Origin of the sequence: Wolbachia endosymbiont (group B) of Melanargia galathea (genome assembly GCF_964030625.1) — a bacterium.
Lineage (GTDB): Bacteria > Pseudomonadota > Alphaproteobacteria > Rickettsiales > Anaplasmataceae > Wolbachia.
In genome coordinates, this window is the sequence record NZ_OZ034910.1 from 37,178 (window position 1) to 53,342 (window position 16,165).

Annotated in this window: 18 protein-coding genes; 11 read left to right on the forward strand and 7 right to left on the reverse strand. The window is 34.7% G+C overall.

Annotation, left to right across the window (positions count from 1 at the left end; all coding sequences use genetic code 11):
• Positions 1–45 precede the first annotated feature (45 nt).
• The 3 genes from yidC to nusB are packed head-to-tail and all read left to right on the forward strand — an operon-like array spanning position 46 to position 2,643.
• Complete coding sequence (gene yidC, locus AAHF52_RS00155) at positions 46–1,755, forward strand: membrane protein insertase YidC (RefSeq protein ID WP_019236304.1); 1,710 nt, start codon at positions 46–48, stop codon at positions 1,753–1,755.
• Positions 1,733–2,161, forward strand: coding sequence for a 6,7-dimethyl-8-ribityllumazine synthase (locus AAHF52_RS00160; protein WP_052264871.1), 429 nt, complete (start codon positions 1,733–1,735; stop codon positions 2,159–2,161). The genes yidC and AAHF52_RS00160 overlap by 23 nt, the downstream gene beginning before the upstream one ends.
• Positions 2,161–2,643: a transcription antitermination factor NusB gene (gene nusB, locus AAHF52_RS00165; RefSeq protein WP_264376837.1), complete on the forward strand. Its 483-nt coding sequence runs from the start codon at positions 2,161–2,163 to the stop codon at positions 2,641–2,643. Before AAHF52_RS00160 ends, nusB begins: the two co-directional genes overlap by 1 nt.
• Positions 2,644–2,742: 99 nt before the next feature.
• Here the strand turns inward: nusB and AAHF52_RS00170 are convergent, their stop codons facing one another.
• Together AAHF52_RS00170 and dut are read right to left on the reverse strand one after the other, a co-directional pair.
• A complete protein-coding gene (locus AAHF52_RS00170) occupies positions 2,743–3,420 on the reverse strand; it encodes a hypothetical protein (RefSeq protein ID WP_214303363.1) in 678 nt (225 codons plus the stop codon).
• Between the two features lie 68 nt (positions 3,421–3,488).
• Complete coding sequence (gene dut / locus AAHF52_RS00175) at positions 3,489–3,950, reverse strand: dUTP diphosphatase (protein ID WP_007302799.1); 462 nt, start codon at positions 3,948–3,950, stop codon at positions 3,489–3,491.
• A gap of 665 nt (positions 3,951–4,615) precedes the next feature.
• On the opposite strand from dut, the gene AAHF52_RS00180 reads away from it, so the two are divergent.
• The 6 genes from AAHF52_RS00180 (at position 4,616) to AAHF52_RS00205 (ending at position 8,535) form a co-directional block, all read left to right on the forward strand.
• The gene (locus AAHF52_RS00180) at positions 4,616–4,909 is read left to right on the forward strand and encodes a hypothetical protein (protein WP_214303364.1); all 294 of its coding nucleotides are present in this window, start codon (positions 4,616–4,618) and stop codon (positions 4,907–4,909) included.
• A gap of 102 nt (positions 4,910–5,011) precedes the next feature.
• Positions 5,012–5,542, forward strand: a complete 531-nt coding sequence (locus AAHF52_RS00185) for a head-tail connector protein (protein ID WP_007302801.1) — start codon at positions 5,012–5,014, stop codon at positions 5,540–5,542.
• Between the two features lie 166 nt (positions 5,543–5,708).
• Positions 5,709–6,665, forward strand: a complete 957-nt coding sequence (locus tag AAHF52_RS00190; protein WP_213863789.1) for an IS5 family transposase — start codon at positions 5,709–5,711, stop codon at positions 6,663–6,665.
• Between the two features lie 311 nt (positions 6,666–6,976).
• Positions 6,977–7,378, forward strand: coding sequence for a DUF3168 domain-containing protein (locus tag AAHF52_RS00195; protein WP_033445336.1), 402 nt, complete (start codon positions 6,977–6,979; stop codon positions 7,376–7,378).
• A complete protein-coding gene (locus AAHF52_RS00200; RefSeq protein ID WP_007302803.1) occupies positions 7,353–7,742 on the forward strand; it encodes a phage tail tube protein in 390 nt (129 codons plus the stop codon). The genes AAHF52_RS00195 and AAHF52_RS00200 overlap by 26 nt, the downstream gene beginning before the upstream one ends.
• A gap of 58 nt (positions 7,743–7,800) precedes the next feature.
• Positions 7,801–8,535, forward strand: a complete 735-nt coding sequence (locus tag AAHF52_RS00205) for a hypothetical protein (protein ID WP_214303365.1) — start codon at positions 7,801–7,803, stop codon at positions 8,533–8,535.
• Positions 8,536–8,587: 52 nt separating this feature from the next.
• On the opposite strand, the gene AAHF52_RS00210 is transcribed toward AAHF52_RS00205, so the two are convergent.
• The 3 genes from AAHF52_RS00210 to AAHF52_RS00220 all read right to left on the reverse strand — a co-directional run bounded on the left by AAHF52_RS00210 (position 8,588) and on the right by AAHF52_RS00220 (position 12,007).
• Positions 8,588–8,962: a holo-[acyl-carrier-protein] synthase gene (locus AAHF52_RS00210; protein ID WP_010401163.1), complete on the reverse strand. Its 375-nt coding sequence runs from the start codon at positions 8,960–8,962 to the stop codon at positions 8,588–8,590.
• Positions 8,959–10,218, reverse strand: a complete 1,260-nt coding sequence (gene proS, locus AAHF52_RS00215) for a proline--tRNA ligase (protein ID WP_052264936.1) — start codon at positions 10,216–10,218, stop codon at positions 8,959–8,961. Before proS ends, AAHF52_RS00210 begins: the two co-directional genes overlap by 4 nt.
• Before the next feature lie 106 nt (positions 10,219–10,324).
• On the reverse strand, positions 10,325–12,007 hold the full coding sequence (locus tag AAHF52_RS00220) for a WH2 domain-containing protein (RefSeq protein WP_264376832.1): 1,683 nt from the start codon (positions 12,005–12,007) through the stop codon (positions 10,325–10,327).
• Positions 12,008–12,319: 312 nt separating this feature from the next.
• Here AAHF52_RS00220 and AAHF52_RS00225 point away from each other — a divergent pair, with 312 nt between their 5' ends.
• On the forward strand, positions 12,320–12,814 hold the full coding sequence (locus AAHF52_RS00225) for a hypothetical protein (protein WP_007302735.1): 495 nt from the start codon (positions 12,320–12,322) through the stop codon (positions 12,812–12,814).
• Between the two features lie 27 nt (positions 12,815–12,841).
• Positions 12,842–14,017, forward strand: coding sequence for a 1-deoxy-D-xylulose-5-phosphate reductoisomerase (gene dxr / locus AAHF52_RS00230; protein ID WP_264376831.1), 1,176 nt, complete (start codon positions 12,842–12,844; stop codon positions 14,015–14,017).
• Between the two features lie 132 nt (positions 14,018–14,149).
• On the opposite strand, the gene AAHF52_RS00235 is transcribed toward dxr, so the two are convergent.
• Positions 14,150–15,106 carry an IS5 family transposase gene (locus AAHF52_RS00235; RefSeq protein WP_213863789.1) on the reverse strand — a complete coding sequence of 319 codons (957 nt, stop codon included), beginning with the start codon at positions 15,104–15,106 and terminating at the stop codon, positions 14,150–14,152.
• 159 nt (positions 15,107–15,265) lie between these two features.
• Positions 15,266–16,162, reverse strand: a complete 897-nt coding sequence (locus AAHF52_RS00240; RefSeq protein ID WP_019236312.1) for an ankyrin repeat domain-containing protein — start codon at positions 16,160–16,162, stop codon at positions 15,266–15,268.
• Positions 16,163–16,165: the final 3 nt, after the last annotated feature.

The window sequence follows — 16,165 nt, forward strand, 5'->3', positions numbered from 1 at the left end:
CAATATTTAATATATACTTTAAGGAGGTATGTTCGATTTAATTTCATGTCAGAAGCAAAAAATTTAATTTTAGCAACAATTCTTTCTATATTGATTATAGTATTATGGCATATTATTTATGATAATTTTCTTAACACGAGCCAAAGCCAACCATCGATTGAAAATATTGAACATATCGAATCTTCTAACGACCTTGCTCCTATGATATACCAAAATCGTTCTGAAATTATTAATTCTACTAGAGAACAGAGAGTTAATTTAACCAATAACATGCTTGAAGGATCAATTTCTCTGAAAGGTGCAAGGTTTGATGACTTAATCTTAACTAACTACCACTTAGAACCGAGTTCTTCTTCTCCACAAGTGGTGTTACTGTCACCTGCAGAATCAAAAGATGTATATTTCGCAGAATTTGGGTGGCTCGATCCGAATGAAAAGATTAAAGTTCCAGATTCTAAAACAGTATGGCAAGCAGATAAACTCAATCAAAAAGAGGTCAATTTATTTTGGGATAATGAAAATGGCATTTTATTTAGAATGAAAATTAGCCTTGACGATAACTACATGTTTAAAGTTGAGCAAATTATTGAAAACAATACAAAAGATAATGTAGTTTTGGTTCCCTATGGTAAAATCAATCGTAAACGTGATAATATTAACGAATCCTATTGGATATCACATGAAGGAGTACTAGGTGCATTTAACAATAAACTAGAGGAGTGGACATATAAGGATATTTCCAAGAAACGTTTAATAAAGGCCAGCACAAGTGAAAAAAGTTGGTTTGGTTTTGCTGATAAATATTGGTTTACAGCTATCATACCTGAAAAATCTGATCAAATAAATGTAAGTATTAAGCATACGAATGTTAATAACATTGATAAGTTTCAAGTAGATTTTGTTAAACCTTACAAACACATACTCCCTGGTGCAAGTGTTTCTACTCTGAACTACTTTTTTGCTGGGGCAAAGAAATTGAATTTACTTGATTCTTATAAAGACACTCTCAATATACCTTTGTTTGATAAGGCTGTAGATTTTGGTGTTCTTTATTTTATAACCAAGCCGGTGTTTTTACTGCTTGAATATTTTAACTTTGTTTTGAAAAATTTTGGCTTAGCAATATTATTGCTAACTTTAGTAATCAAACTTTTGATGCTTCCCTTATCTAATAGATCATATATTTCGATGTTCAAGGTGAAAAGCCTGCAGCCTGAATTAACTCGTATAAAAGAGTTGTACAAAAATGACAGCTTAAAGCAGCACAAAGAGACAATTGCGTTGTTCAAGAGAAACAATGTAAATCCAATGTCGAGCATTTTCCCTATGCTCATACAAATACCAGTATTTTTTGCTCTGTATAAAGTATTATTTGTTACTATAGAGATGAGACACGCCCCTTTTTATTTATGGATTAAGGATCTTTCAGCTTCTGATCCAACAAACATTTTTACATTATTTGGGTTGTTTAATTATAACTTTCCTATTTCTATAGGCATTTTACCTATAATTTTCGGCGCTACCATGATAATTCAGCAGAAGCTAAGTGAGAAAGATCAAACCAGTAAAGATGATATTCAAGTAAATGTTATGAAGTTTTTACCTTACATTTCCGTCTTTATTTTTTCTTCTTTTCCTGCCGGCCTGGTAATATATTGGATATTTAGTAATATTATAACTCTGGTTCAACAATACTTAATAAAGTTCTTCTTAACAAGAAAAGTCGGGATAAATGTCGAAAATACTAATAGTTAATTCAATTTATTATACCGAAATAGCGAACCTTTTGCTTGAAGGTGCAGTCGATAGATTAAAAGAAAGTCATGCAAGCTATGACATAATTGAAGTTCCTGGTGCATTTGAGATACCAGCTACAATTCTCTTTGCAGTAAAAAGCAAGAATGCTAATTATGACGGTTATTTAGCTCTTGGGTGCGTGATTCGCGGTGAAACTGATCATTATAAATACGTTTGTAAAGGAGTAATCGAAGGCTTAAATGAAGTTATTATGCATTATGCAATACCCCTTGGTATGGGCGTAATTACCGCTGACAGCAAAGATAAAGCACTAATTAGAGCTGACAAAAATAAAAAGAACGTTGGTGGCCATGCAGCCTCAACTGTTTTGCATATGATAGATCTACACAATAAATTAAAATAATGGAGGAAAAACCAGTAGATAAAAAGTGGCGCATAAAAAGAAGTACGGCAAGATTTCTTGCTGTACAAATTGCTTATTCAAATATTTTCGTAGGTTACAACAAAAGCACCTTTAAACTGGAAAATTGTGAGCTTAAGGACTACATAAGTACGTTGAAAGATATATTTGAATGTGAAGAATTTGAACATCAGTTCTTAGAAAACTTGTTATGTAAGGTTATAAAAAGCAGTGAAGAATATGATAAAATAATAGAGTCTTATTTACACCCAAGCTGGTCACTTTCACGATTAAATCTTATAAGCTTATCTATTTTGCGTATTGCAGTATGTGAGTTAATTGATTTTGATACACCAGCACCAATTGTTATTAATGAATATACTAACATTGCATCTGATTTACTTGATGCTCCAAACAAAATTGGCTTTATTAATGGGTTGTTAGATAAGGTAAAGGATGCAGTCAGACTAAATAAAAATCCTTAGCAAATTTCTTACAAGTATGTGAATATCTATTTTTTGAGACAGTTTCTACAATAAGTTTAAGTCATTAACACTAAAAAATGAAGGGAAGACTTATTCCTTTTATACTTGGCTGATTAATAATCTTTCTGGCTTTTCGTGTTCAACTTTTGGTGACTTAACAATTGAGCTTGGCACAAATTCGATGGTTAGTTCTTGAACATTATTTTCTTCAACGTTTAAACCTAACGTTTTTAACTCCTGTCCACAATTTATCTGTTCAAATGTACTATCCCCTTTCTTCTTGTATAGCTGATGTATATCAAGGAGTTTAGTGTTGCCAAGCAAGATTGGATCAGGATTACCAATATATCTGATCTGACCATAACTCTCAGCTTTGAATACTTCGCCTTTTGAGTTAGTAAAATCTATAGTATATTCACCATTTTCGTTCTTATAGTTCTTTTCAATAAATTCAAGATCTTTATTTGTTACCTGCAACATCAGGTATCTTTGAGAGCTACCAGCAACAATTCTCGGAGCTTTAAGTTCAGATATTTCATTATTTTTCATGAAGGAATATATTGCTAAACTAATCAGTGCAACAGTAACAAATGCTAAAACACTCATTCCAAGTGGTGTAGCTGCAAAAGCTGCAAGTGGAGCAAGTATATAAGTTGAAGACATCAAATATGGTGATGAAAGTGCTACTGCTGCGCCTATAACATACAGAGAAGTAAGTACTAAAAGTGCAGTATTTGTTTTGTGGAGCTGGCCACGGTGGTTTTTAAAAATTAACATAATTGCCTCATTTAAATTAATTAAAGTTGTATGTAAAGAATTATTATTGTCAACTTATAAACAATAAATTATCTACCACTTGAGCCGAAGCCTCCTTCATTGCGAGCAGTTTCTTTTGCATAGAATTCTTCTATGTTGTTCCAAATTATCTCAGGTACAGGAGTGATAAGAATTTGTGCGATTCTATCTCCTCTTTTTATTTCATATGGCTGATTACTTAGATTGATTAGGCAAACTTTAACTTCACCTCGATAATCGGAGTCTATAGTGCCCGGAGAATTTAAGACAGTGATTCCATGTTTTGCAGCAAGCCCAGAACGTGGGCGAACTTGTCCTTCAAAACCGTTTGGTATTGCAATTACAATGCCAGTTGGAATAAGTAACCTTTCAAGTGGATTTAAAATAACAGAGTCGTCCAATGCAGCATAAAGATCCATGCCAGCACTCTGCATAGTTGCATAACAGGGAAGAGGCAAGCTTTTGCCATGTGATAACTTTTTTATTTCTACTTTAATTTTATCTCTTTGCATTTTTATTCACCAGTTATGAAAATTTGATTGTAGCATGTAAATTATGCCTGTAAAAGATAAGAAAACTACTTGACAAATATTGCCAACTTTCCTTATTATGACACTAAGGGTATTTATGACTCAAAACTTGTTTTTGACCTGCAGGCTCAATAACAAAAATTCAGTAAAAAACTTAAGGTACTTATTGGCGGATTACATAAAATTATAGCGGCTGCATGTCTTTTTTATTTTTTCTACATTCAGCCAAAACGCGCTTATTTTAAGCGTTAGCACATTATTACAGCGCCAGTTTAAATTATTATAGGGTCAAACTCACTAAGTGGGGATCCTTTTGCCTTTTTTATAATTAGTAAATTTATTAATATTTTGGATTAGTGAGGAGTCCTATAGAGATAGCACTTGATGCTGGAATCCAGCCTTTCTGCAATCTCATCGAAAACGTTGTACCACCTTTCTATGCTAGTTTGCTTGTGAGCAACATGGATCCCAGTGTCTGGGCACTGGGATGACAAAAAAGGGCTACTTGAATGACATACTTGAATTTACGCTATAAAGTGAACCGGTTTGGTGTGCTGCTGTTGTTTGCAGTATTGTAGTGCTAATTTTTTACTTCGGTAGTCTTTTTATTGTCATTATAATTACAAGAATAGTTGAGGCCAATTAATATGAAAACTTTTACGAAAAATTTTAAAGGTAAGGAAAGAAAGCTAGAAGAGTTCAATGAGAAAGTTGAAGACATAGCAGCTGTAGCTCAAGATAAGTTTGCACATGAACTTGAAAATATCGCATATGAAAGTGTGCAGAAATTTCGCAGTCTACTTGCTAAAGAAATAAACTCCACTTTCAATAACATTCATTCTCAGAATGTCAATCTACTAAAATCTGGCTTAGTAAACTTGATCAATAAAAAAGGAGAAACAGCGTTAATACGTTCTCTTCTCAATATACTTGTACGATAGAGTTGCTGCTGCAATTTAATATTAAGTGATAACTAAAATAAGTAAGATTTTTTATGGATAAGTCTTACTTATTTTAGCTATATATAGAAAAGGAGGGTTGTTATGTCAACAAGACTAAAGTATCCAATTATAAATATACAACGTAAGTCTAAGCCTAAATCTTTTCCAGTAACTTTAGGAGAGGTTAAATCTTTTTTACGAATTGAAAATGATCAAGATGATAAGTTGATTTCAAGTTTTATTTTTATGGCAACTGATTATGCTCAGTGGCATATGGAAAAGTCTCTAGTAAAGCAAACGTGGCAAGTTTCATATGAAGGTTATATACCTCGTAGAATCTATTTAAGCTATGGTCCTGTGAATAAAATAATATTGGCTACTGATAAGAATAGAAAACTTAGTTATTATTTTAGTGATATAGGAAGCTATATTGAATTTTTCAATTATTTGAACATAATAAGGGCTGATGTTGTATATGAAGCTGGTTATGATAGTGTTCCTGAGCAAATAAAGCTAGGTATTATACAGCATGTTTCTGCTCTCTATAAAAATCGTGAATCAGAAGTAAGTAGCCATTTATCTGAGGTAAAGAAGGTGTATTCTCCATTTCGCGAACCAAAGGTTGTTTTGTAGTTCCTGTTTGTCATTCAATAGCAGATACAACAGATGGTGTCATCCGAGTAGCCCCTTCGATGTCATCCCAGTACTGGGATGGCTTTGTTGCACCACTCAAGGAAAGAACAGGCAGTTACTGATGGAATTTGTTATAAAATAGATATTTAGCCGACAAAGGAAAAATATGCCAATAAGAATGAAAGTCAGTAACTGCAATGAATATAACAAATTTCTTCAAGAAAGGGGAAATGTTTTTCATTATATCAACGATGCCATTGAAAATTGGTACGAAAATAGTCCAAAAGTAGCAGGTGGCAACAATGTCTACAGCGACAAAGTAGTGATTCTAATTCACATAATAACCTATCTATTCAGGATTGGTCTTAGGCAAACAGTGGGATTTATAGAGAAATATCTTGAGCAAATAGGGAAAATTTTGCAAATTATCAGCTATTCGCAGGCTTCAAGAAGGTTTAAAAAGCTTAATATCAAAATCAACGACTGCAGAGTTGATAAGAACGATATGGAAGATATTGAAATTGCTATAGATAGTACAGGTATCAGCATCTACAATAATATTCCAGGCCATAGTAAGGCAAATGGTACAGATAGAAAGTATCGCCGCTATGAGCAAACAAGAAAGCTACATGTAATGCTAGAGATAGGTAGTAAAAAAGTTATAGCTGCAAAATACAGTAGTGGAGTTTATTCCGACCACTATGGAGCCTGTGATCTTATTGAAAGAGTGGATACCAAGTATAACATAAGCACGATATATGCAGATAGGGCATATAATCGAAAGAAGTTATACAAACTGTGCGATGAGCTTGACATAAAGACAAGGATTCCTCCGCAAAATAATGCAGTAGAGCATCCAAAGTTGGATTATATGAATGAGAGAAATTCTACAATCAAGCTCATAAAGTCATATGATGAAGATGGTATGAAGAGGTGGAAAAAAGAGATAAATTATTGGAAGAGATCTTATATAGAAAGTTTTTTCTCGCGACTGAAGCAAATATTTGGATTTAGTTTTAGGAATAAATCTGAGATTAATCGTGAGAAGGAACTGCTACTCAAGTGTTATTTGCTTAACAAATTTACTGAAATAGGCATGGCTAAGTTTGATATAGCTTCATGAATTTATTATACATTACCCACTATCCGAAGAGCTGTGCAACAAAGCCTACTGGGATCCAGTTTTTTCATGATCATCAAAACGTTGTATTTTAAAATAAAACGGCTACTTTTATGCTTACCAACTTAATAAAATTCCTGGATCCCAGTACTGGGATGACAAGAAAGAGCTACTGGAACGACATCATTATAAAGTGAACCAGTGTCTGGGGATGGGATGACATCTTCTTGACAGATAATGTTCGTGCAGTAAGCACTAGGATGATACCATCTGTTGTACCTGCAAATTGCAATCTTCGTAAACGTATCTGTGAGATGGAAAAAATTCAAATTATAAATGAGTTGTATGATAGTATTTATGCAGCATTAAAAGCAAACTCTGATTTAAAGAAATATGTTACTAACATCTATGATTACCTGCCTAAGCAGGTTACTATTCCTTATCTGAGATTGCGCATAGTAAATTATGTTAACCTGCATATGCTATCTAATTTTGCTACAAAAGTAAGATTTTCATGCGACATATATACTTATCATATAAGCAGCATGCTTGCTGCTATAAAGCATGTTGGCTTGGTGGTAAAGAGCATTAGTAGTGAGACCATTTTGGAAAGTAATTGTGTTATAAATCAGCATGATGAAGTTTTACATTCAACAATTAATTTTGATATTTTAATACAAGGAGGTAGCGATGAGCAAATTACAGCTGAAAATTAAAGGTCATGACAATAATTTTGTTGTGCTGAATAATATACGAAACTTAAGGTTTACTTTGCGTAATAACAAAGAGGAGATGAAAGATATTTCCTCTTTTGGCTGGAGAAAAGTGCTTGATTGTGCTGGAAGTAGAAAGATTACAATAAAAATTAATGGCATTTTAAATTCAGTATTGGCTGATGAATTATTGCGTAATTCTGCAATGTTAAACTCTAATAATGATTATGAGATTAGTTTTAATGCTAAGGAGAAGATAAAACTCAGGTGTTCGGTTGAATTGTATGAGAGATATTATGATCCTGCCACTTTTGACAGCTTCACTGTAGTTTTAGCCAGTGCTGAAGTTGTGAACACTTTTCATTAGTGTTAATTTAATTTTTTCATATACAATAATAATAAGTGGGAATAAATTAAAAAAAATTATGAACGATGAGGATCTTTTCGAAGAAGGCGATGATAATGTTGAAGAGAATAGCGATGACAGAAGAGAAAGGAATTTGAAGAATGAAAATCAGCTTGAAGAGCAGTGCAAAGAGTATTTAAAACCTTTCGAGGATATTTTAAGTCAAATTGATGAAGGAGTTGATAATTTAGATAGTTACGAAAGGACTATGCAAGTAAAGCGAAGTATAGATAGGCTCATAGAAACCTTATATAGCCAAGCAGCATCTGAGGATATTGATGTAGAACTTGAAACCACAAAGCACACTCGCGATAAATCAGAATCCAAGAAAAGAGTTCTGGAAAAGAGAAAGAAACAACTGATGGAAGAGATCTTAAGTTTTCAACAACAAAAGGAGCTAATGAATAGTAGGGAAAAACATGAAGTAGCAAGTGATGGGGATGTTCAGAAGGCAAAAGCACGAGTGAAGTCTTCAATTAGGGGGGTGTTGTTTTCAGTTATTGCTCATAGAATGGATCCACGAAGGAGGGCAGGGGAAACTGCTGATGACAATGAAAAGCAAGCTCGTATGTACGGTAGAGAAGCAGTTGGTGGAGTTTTAGGTGGATTGTTCAAGGCGTTTTTAACTGCAGTTGCTGCTGTTGTGCGCGAAATTGCTAAACCACTTCAACATATGAATACACAAGAGACGTCTTTTGCAAAACAAGTTGAAGAAAGCAGAAACCAGGATTCACAGAAAGGTCGATCTGTGTAGGTCAAAGTATAATTTCAAAAAAATTTTTGAAATCATATGTACTAAACAATATCTACTCAACGCAAATTACAACAAACGCAGTAGCATAATCTTGATCATCACTTAGAGAAAGGTGTATCTTGTAGTCTTTCGAGATGAAATCCTTTGTGATAGCAAGATGTGGTTTTCCCCTGATAGTACTGTATATTTCTATATCTTTCATTATAATTCCTTGGCTGAATCCAGTGCCTAGCGCTTTAACAAAAGCTTCCTTTGCAGCAAAGCGTTTAGCAAAATATTTTGCTCTTACTTCTTGGCTATTATATTTTTTGCTTATCTCTATTTCCTTCTTAGTATAGACTTTATTGAGAAATTTTTCCCCGTATTTTTGTGATATTCTCAATATTCTGGGTATATATACTATGTCAGTGCCAATACCGTATATCATTTTGCGCTAAAACGATTTATTGCTTCTTCAACTTGTATTTCCTGTACCTCTCCAGTTGCCCTATTTTTTACTTCAACTATATTTGAAGTTACTGCTTTCTTTCCAATAATTATTTGCCACGGCAAGCCTATCAGATCCATTCTGGCAAATTTCACTCCTACACTTTCGTCCGTATCATCATAAAGCACTTCATCGCTTTTCAAAGCTTTGTATATTTTATCTGCAGCCTCCGTTACTTTTGTTTGTAAATTGATCAAACCAACTTTAAAAGGAGCTACTGCCTCTGGCCAGATAATTCCTTTATCATCATGGAAAGCTTCTATTATTGCGCCAACAAGCCTTGAAACTCCAATACCATACGAACCCATATGCATGTTAACATTTTTTCCATCTTGAGAAGTAACACTTGCCTTCATAGGTTTCGAATATTTATCACCAAAATAAAAAATATGCCCTATTTCAATACCCTTGCTAACATTTAACTGTTCTTGCGTTATAGGACAACTTTCAGGATCATGCATATCGTCTGCAACTGCATATATGCTCTTCAGGCTTTCAATATCTTCGCTTTCTAGTAATTCAAAAAGTTTATTGTCATAATATAGAGTGCTCTCACCGGTGTTTGCCAATATATGAAATTCATGACTTAAATTTCCTCCAATTGGTCCTGTATCTGCCCTCACTCCAATTGGAGTAAGCCCCATTCGTTTGAAGATTTTTATGTAAGTTTTATACATCAAATTATATGAATTCAGTGCACCTTCGTAATCTACATCAAAACTGTATGCATCCTTCATCAGAAATTCCCTGCCTCTCATAACGCCATAACGAGGTCTTACTTCGTCACGAAACTTCCACTGAATTTGATATAAACAAAGTGGTAAATCTTTGTAACTTTTTACCGTATTTCTAATCAAATCAGTTACCACCTCCTCATGTGTTGGACCAAAAAGCATATCGCTTTCATGCCTATCTTTAATACGTAGCATTTCTTTGCCGTAATCATCGTAACGTCCTGACTCTCGCCAAAGACTTGCTGGCTGCACACAAGGCATCAACACTTCAATTGCACCAATTTCATCTCTGATAATATTTTCAATATTTTTAAGTACCAAAAGACCAAGCGGCAGCCAAGAATAAATTCCAGATGCTGTCTGCTTGATTAAGCCCGCACGTAACAAATATTGATGAGAAATAATTTCAGCACCAGCCGGGGTTTCTTTTAAAGTTGGCAGGTAATATTGAGATAAACGCATTTGATAAATCTGATTGTACTAAGCAATCTTAGTACAATCAGGCCTTTAGGTAAACTTATTTTAAAAAGGAAGGAAAGTGTATGGTGCTTTTCTTGACATTTCCTTATTATTCAAATCTCTTTCGGATTTCCTGAACAGAAACAGTAGACGATTCTTGCATCTCACTACTTGCTAGCTCCACAGTATTTGTTTTTGTTGGAGAAGAAGCTTCAGATTTCGTTTTTGAATTAACAGGCTTAGGCGATATCGGTGGCTTCTCTGCCTTTAGTGTAGAACGTGGTGGAGTTGTGGATTTAGGTTTTACATTATCATCAGATTCATGACCACTGTCAGAACTATCCCTTCTTTTTTTATTGTCTAGTTGAGGGTTTAGAGGTGTTGAATATGTACTTTCATTATCGCTCCAATCTTGTTCATACTCTTCACTACTGCTACTCGATACACTACTACTACGACTCCGTGGTGGTGGGATCATAGCTGACATTTTATTGAATGCCCCGTCCAGGTTACTTGGCTGTTGTACGTTGTCCTTATTGTTAACATGTTTCAACTTAAAACGTCCTTCTCTTATCTGCGCAAACAGAGCAGAACGATCATGCTCAGATTCATTAGCATTTTTTGGTGCACAATTCTTAGGTTTCTCCGTACACTTGGAAGCTGTAGGAGGAGGAGGCTGAGATGGTAGTGGTGCAGCATTTTGTGGCAATGGAGGAGGTGGTGGTGGCGGTGCACTGGGTGTTCCAGACATTACTGGAAATGATGGTGTAGGAGTATTGCTATGTTCAAGTTCTTTTGCTTTCTGTAAATCTTGTGATTGATTTTGACATACTTCGTTGTTTTGCTGTTGTACGTCGTCCTCTCCATCAGTTGCTTTTCTTCGTTTTTTGAGCCTTTCGTGCAAATCAGCCATCAAATCTCCACTTCCTTGTTGCTTGCCACCTCCTGAGGGTATGGATTTATTATTAGCATTATTCTTTAGAGTAGGTGATGTTGGTGCACTGGATGTTCCAAGCGTTACTGAAAGTGATGATGTATGAGTATTGCTGTGTTCAAGTCCTTTTGCTTTCTGTAAATCTTGTGATTGTTTTCTACCAGGATCAACTCCTTTCTCGCTGTTTATTGCAGAAAGGTATGAATAGATAAGATATGCAGCTAAGCTCAACATAACCGATGCAGAAACAAAAGCAATAACTGCAGAAGAAACTGGCACTGCAGCACTACTTAATACCGCTGAAATGATAAAATACGTGCATACTCCAGCTACAGGACCGGATGTACACAATAACAAAATAGCAATTGAATATTTTAAGCGAGTTGCCTTTTTTTGTTCTGCTACAGATGACTTTTGATTTTCACTATCAGAGTGTACACCATTATGTTGTTCAGTCATAGGTTTTTTCGGCATAACCTGTTTAGTATTGCTTCTATCATTTTTAGTTTTGTCACTCGCATTATCTTCTTCTTTATGATTGAGCGCTATTTCTGGATTCTTAACATGAATACTATTCTTGCTTCCTTTATCTGCAGTTTTGTCACTCGCATTATTTTCTTCTTCTTTCCTGTGTTTTATCTTATTTTTCAACTCTTCAAACAAATTTGGATTAGTAACCTCAGATCGACCTCTTTTTAATTGAGTGCTATTGCTGGTTTTTGATGGAGTACTACCAAGAGTGTTTTCATTTTTATCGTTATTTTTCGCTGGCTTCCAATTTTCTCTCCAATCTGCAGGTGGTAGAGGTGGGGGTGGTGGCGGAGCTGATGATGGTGTGTTATTATTATTAGTAAGCATTTTTCTTCCTTATTATTAATATAATATTAATGATAATTAAATTATTAGTACTTGTCAATAATTTTTGAGTAAATTAATATTAAGATAATAAAATAAAAAGGAAAGAGAGAGGAGCAGTCTTCTAAGAAGAAATAGAAGCTGTTTTAAACCTCAAGTCATCACTTTGTTATCACAGCACATTATCGATGTTTTGGTATTCAGAATCATAAAAATAGCTTAGTGTTAGCTATTTTTATAATAACCTCTCTTAAACAATTGATATTTTACAGTGTTTTTGGTAAAATAATAGCTTAAGGCTTAGAATAAAAGTTTATGAGTGAAGCACAAGGTCCAAATATTGCAGAATGGCAGGCACAGCAGCAACACCAGGAAGCCGCTAGTGAGAAAAGTGGTTTCGGTCTTGGTCATAGTGACTCTGTTGCAACAATTGTGGATGGAATGAAGTGGATGTTCAACTTTCATGAAGGAGCAATTGCTGCTTATAATAATGTGTTTGAAGGTTTGGTCAGTGGTAGCAGTCTAGTAACGTTATTTGGGAAATCAGGTAATATGTTTGGCATAAAATTTCTTGAAAGTCTTGCTGAATATTTTTCAGGTGGAGGTGGAGAAGATATGCCATCAGAAGGAATGGGTATGGACTACGGTGATGAGGGGCATCATCCGGATGATTATCCCCACGCTAGCAATGAAATGGCTCATAGTGCTGATGGTTTGCATGATATGCATGATGCAGGTGATCATCATGGCCAATCTTTTTCACCTGGTCCTTCACCATCTGTTGGTGATGATCATGAGCTTGGTTACTAAATAACTAAGAAGATTTTATTGTAATTAGTGAAAAAAGTTTCAGTTTTAGGATCAACAGGAAGCATTGGAAAAAAGACTGTAGATTTGCTCTTAAAGAGAAAGGAAGAATATCAGGTGGAAGCACTAAGTGCCAATTCTAACTTTGCTCTGCTAGCACAACAGGCAAATCTACTTAATGCAAAATATGCTGCCATTTCTGATGAAAGGTTCTACAAAGATTTAAAAGAAGATCTACTTGGTACAAACGTCAAAGTAGAAGTTGGTGCTCCAGGTCTAGCAAATGTTGCTTCTCTACCCGTTGATCTCTCAGTTATTGCAATAGTTGGCATCGCAGGCCTTGAGCCAGTTATAAAGGTTATAGAAAGCGGTACTAAAGTTATTGCTCTAGCAAACAAAGAGAGTATTGTTTGCGGTGGTAAGTTACTACTTAAAAAAGCTAAAGAAAGGAGCGTACAAATAATTCCCATCGACTCTGAACACAACGCAATTTTTCAAGTTTTGCAAAATGATGATAAATGTGTAGAAAAGATTATACTCACTGCCTCTGGTGGACCATTTTTAAATTATAGCCTTGAACAATTAAGAAATATCACAGTAAATCAGGCACTAAGTCACCCTACTTGGAAAATGGGAAAGAAAATATCAGTTGATAGTGCAACAATGATGAATAAAGCACTAGAAATAATAGAAGCACATCATTTGTTTAAAATTAGCCCAAATAGAATTGAAGCAGTAGTGCATCCTGAATCGATAGTACATGGAGTTGTAGTTTACCAGGATGGGTTTAGCTTTGCTGTGCTTGCAGAAACTGATATGGAAATTCCCATTGCATATGCTTTGTCTTGGCCAGAAAGATCAACTTTGAACTACAAGTTAGACTTAACAAAACAAAAAAAATTGACCTTTCAAGAACCAGACCACAAATGTTTTTCTTCACTAAAGCTAAGCATGGAAGTGTTAAATTCTTCTTCTCCACATACAAATAGTATTGTTTTGAACGCTGCAAATGAGATAGCTGTTAACGAATTTTTGAAGTCACGAATCGGTTTCTTAGAAATATTAGAGGTAGTAAAATCAACAATAGAAAATTTTGACAAGTACTCTGATATTAACTCACTATCCGACATAATAAGTGTCGATTTTGAAAGCCGTATTATTGCTAACAAAATTATTGAAAATAAAGGTATCCGTTCAGCAGAGTGATAAAATAAGGTAGACGAGAAAAGACAACTAAATGGTCAAGTAGACCCATTTCATACTCCTGTCATCCTAGTAGCTGACACTGGGATGGCTTTGTTGCACAGCTCTTCGGATAGTGGGTAATGTATAATAAATTCATGAAGCTATATCAAACTTAGCCATGCCTATTTCAGTAAATTTGTTAAGCAAATAACACTTGAGTAGCAGTTCCTTCTCACGATTAATCTCAGATTTATTCCTAAAACTAAATCCAAATATTTGCTTCAGTCGCGAGAAAAAACTTTCTATATAAGATCTCTTCCAATAATTTATCTCTTTTTTCCACCTCTTCATACCATCTTCATCATATGACTTTATGAGCTTGATTGTAGAATTTCTCTCATTCATATAATCCAACTTTGGATGCTCTACTGCATTATTTTGCGGAGGAATCCTTGTCTTTATGTCAAGCTCATCGCACAGTTTGTATAACTTCTTTCGATTATATGCCCTATCTGCATATATCGTGCTTATGTTATACTTGGTATCCACTCTTTCAATAAGATCACAGGCTCCATAGTGGTCGGAATAAACTCCACTACTGTATTTTGCAGCTATAACTTTTTTACTACCTATCTCTAGCATTACATGTAGCTTTCTTGTTTGCTCATAGCGGCGATACTTTCTATCTGTACCATTTGCCTTACTATGGCCTGGAATATTATTGTAGATGCTGATACCTGTACTATCTATAGCAATTTCAATATCTTCCATATCGTTCTTATCAACTCTGCAGTCGTTGATTTTGATATTAAGCTTTTTAAACCTTCTTGAAGCCTGCGAATAGCTGATAATTTGCAAAATTTTCCCTATTTGCTCAAGATATTTCTCTATAAATCCCACTGTTTGCCTAAGACCAATCCTGAATAGATAGGTTATTATGTGAATTAGAATCACTACTTTGTCGCTGTAGACATTGTTGCCACCTGCTACTTTTGGACTATTTTCGTACCAATTTTCAATGGCATCGTTGATATAATGAAAAACATTTCCCCTTTCTTGAAGAAATTTGTTATATTCATTGCAGTTACTGACTTTCATTCTTATTGGCATATTTTTCCTTTGTCGGCTAAATATCTATTTTATAACAAATTCCATCAGTAACTGCCTGTTCTTTCCTTGAGTGGTGCAACAAAGCCCACTGGGATCCAGAAAAATTTACAAGTAAACTGAGCTTATGCTAAATTCAATGAGATTAAATGAAAACCAGCATCAAGTGCTGGAATGACACCTTACCTGAACAGATAAATCACTAGCACGTTCGTTCACAATAACTTGAGAGAAGCTTACATCATTAATAACTGTATTTGCTCTATACAGAAAACCACATCCTATTGCAAAAAAAAGCAACGAAGTTGCAGCAAGTGGAACTGGGTTGTCAACTACGAAACATAGACCAACAGCAAATACTCCAGATAACAAAAAAGCACAAGCATAATTAGTTTGTTTCCTTTTTTGAGCGACTGCTTCTATCTTTAGGAATTCTGGTTCTATTGCTTTCTTGACATGTCCTGCAATACAATTTCTTGGACTTTTGTTTTCATAGTTTTTAATATTAGGTTTGATATTTGGATGTGTAAGTAATATTTCTATCATGTTTACATTTCCCAACTTGCAAGCAATGTGTAGAGCTGTATTTTTTTCCTTCTTGCCGGTCTTAATTTCCTCCTCTGCACGAGCATAATTTTGAGGTATAAATCCTTCATTAACAGGTTGTGAATTGTCAAGGTATATGCAGCGAAGATATGGACTCCTATCTACTACTTCTCTCTCCTCAAATTCGTAAACTGGATAACCATCATGTTCCTTTGGTCTTCTCTCCATAACAGCTTGCTTGCTTTTAATATTTACATCAATTTTTTTATGCTGTACAAGCAACTTAGCCATAAGCTCTAAATATTGATGTTCCTCGTTATTACTAGTAACAAAAGCTGAAATAATGCACATCAAAGGTGTCATCCCATCCTCAAAAGCGTTAACATTCGCTCCTTCTTTCAATGCTTGTTGAAAATGATTCCAAGCTTCCTCAGGTGTTATTCTTTCACCACTAGCATTTTGAAATTCAATAGCTTTAAACAACTTTTTTGTTGCTTCACTTGTACTAAACATTTT

Bases quoted from the DNA above. Each gene is read 5' to 3' on its own strand.
- yidC (WP_019236304.1), top strand. From the start codon at position 46: ATGTCAGAAGCAAAAAATTTAATTTTAGCAACAATTCTTTCTATATTG.
- AAHF52_RS00160 (WP_052264871.1), top strand. From the start codon at position 1,733: ATGTCGAAAATACTAATAGTTAATTCAATTTATTATACCGAAATAGCG.
- nusB (WP_264376837.1), top strand. From the start codon at position 2,161: ATGGAGGAAAAACCAGTAGATAAAAAGTGGCGCATAAAAAGAAGTACG.
- AAHF52_RS00170 (WP_214303363.1), bottom strand. From the start codon at position 3,420: ATGTTAATTTTTAAAAACCACCGTGGCCAGCTCCACAAAACAAATACT.
- dut (WP_007302799.1), bottom strand. From the start codon at position 3,950: ATGCAAAGAGATAAAATTAAAGTAGAAATAAAAAAGTTATCACATGGC.
- AAHF52_RS00180 (WP_214303364.1), top strand. From the start codon at position 4,616: ATGAAAACTTTTACGAAAAATTTTAAAGGTAAGGAAAGAAAGCTAGAA.
- AAHF52_RS00185 (WP_007302801.1), top strand. From the start codon at position 5,012: ATGTCAACAAGACTAAAGTATCCAATTATAAATATACAACGTAAGTCT.
- AAHF52_RS00190 (WP_213863789.1), top strand. From the start codon at position 5,709: ATGCCAATAAGAATGAAAGTCAGTAACTGCAATGAATATAACAAATTT.
- AAHF52_RS00195 (WP_033445336.1), top strand. From the start codon at position 6,977: ATGGAAAAAATTCAAATTATAAATGAGTTGTATGATAGTATTTATGCA.
- AAHF52_RS00200 (WP_007302803.1), top strand. From the start codon at position 7,353: ATGAGCAAATTACAGCTGAAAATTAAAGGTCATGACAATAATTTTGTT.
- AAHF52_RS00205 (WP_214303365.1), top strand. From the start codon at position 7,801: ATGAACGATGAGGATCTTTTCGAAGAAGGCGATGATAATGTTGAAGAG.
- AAHF52_RS00210 (WP_010401163.1), bottom strand. From the start codon at position 8,962: ATGATATACGGTATTGGCACTGACATAGTATATATACCCAGAATATTG.
- proS (WP_052264936.1), bottom strand. From the start codon at position 10,218: ATGCGTTTATCTCAATATTACCTGCCAACTTTAAAAGAAACCCCGGCT.
- AAHF52_RS00220 (WP_264376832.1), bottom strand. From the start codon at position 12,007: ATGCTTACTAATAATAATAACACACCATCATCAGCTCCGCCACCACCC.
- AAHF52_RS00225 (WP_007302735.1), top strand. From the start codon at position 12,320: ATGAGTGAAGCACAAGGTCCAAATATTGCAGAATGGCAGGCACAGCAG.
- AAHF52_RS00235 (WP_213863789.1), bottom strand. From the start codon at position 15,106: ATGCCAATAAGAATGAAAGTCAGTAACTGCAATGAATATAACAAATTT.
- AAHF52_RS00240 (WP_019236312.1), bottom strand. From the start codon at position 16,162: ATGTTTAGTACAAGTGAAGCAACAAAAAAGTTGTTTAAAGCTATTGAA.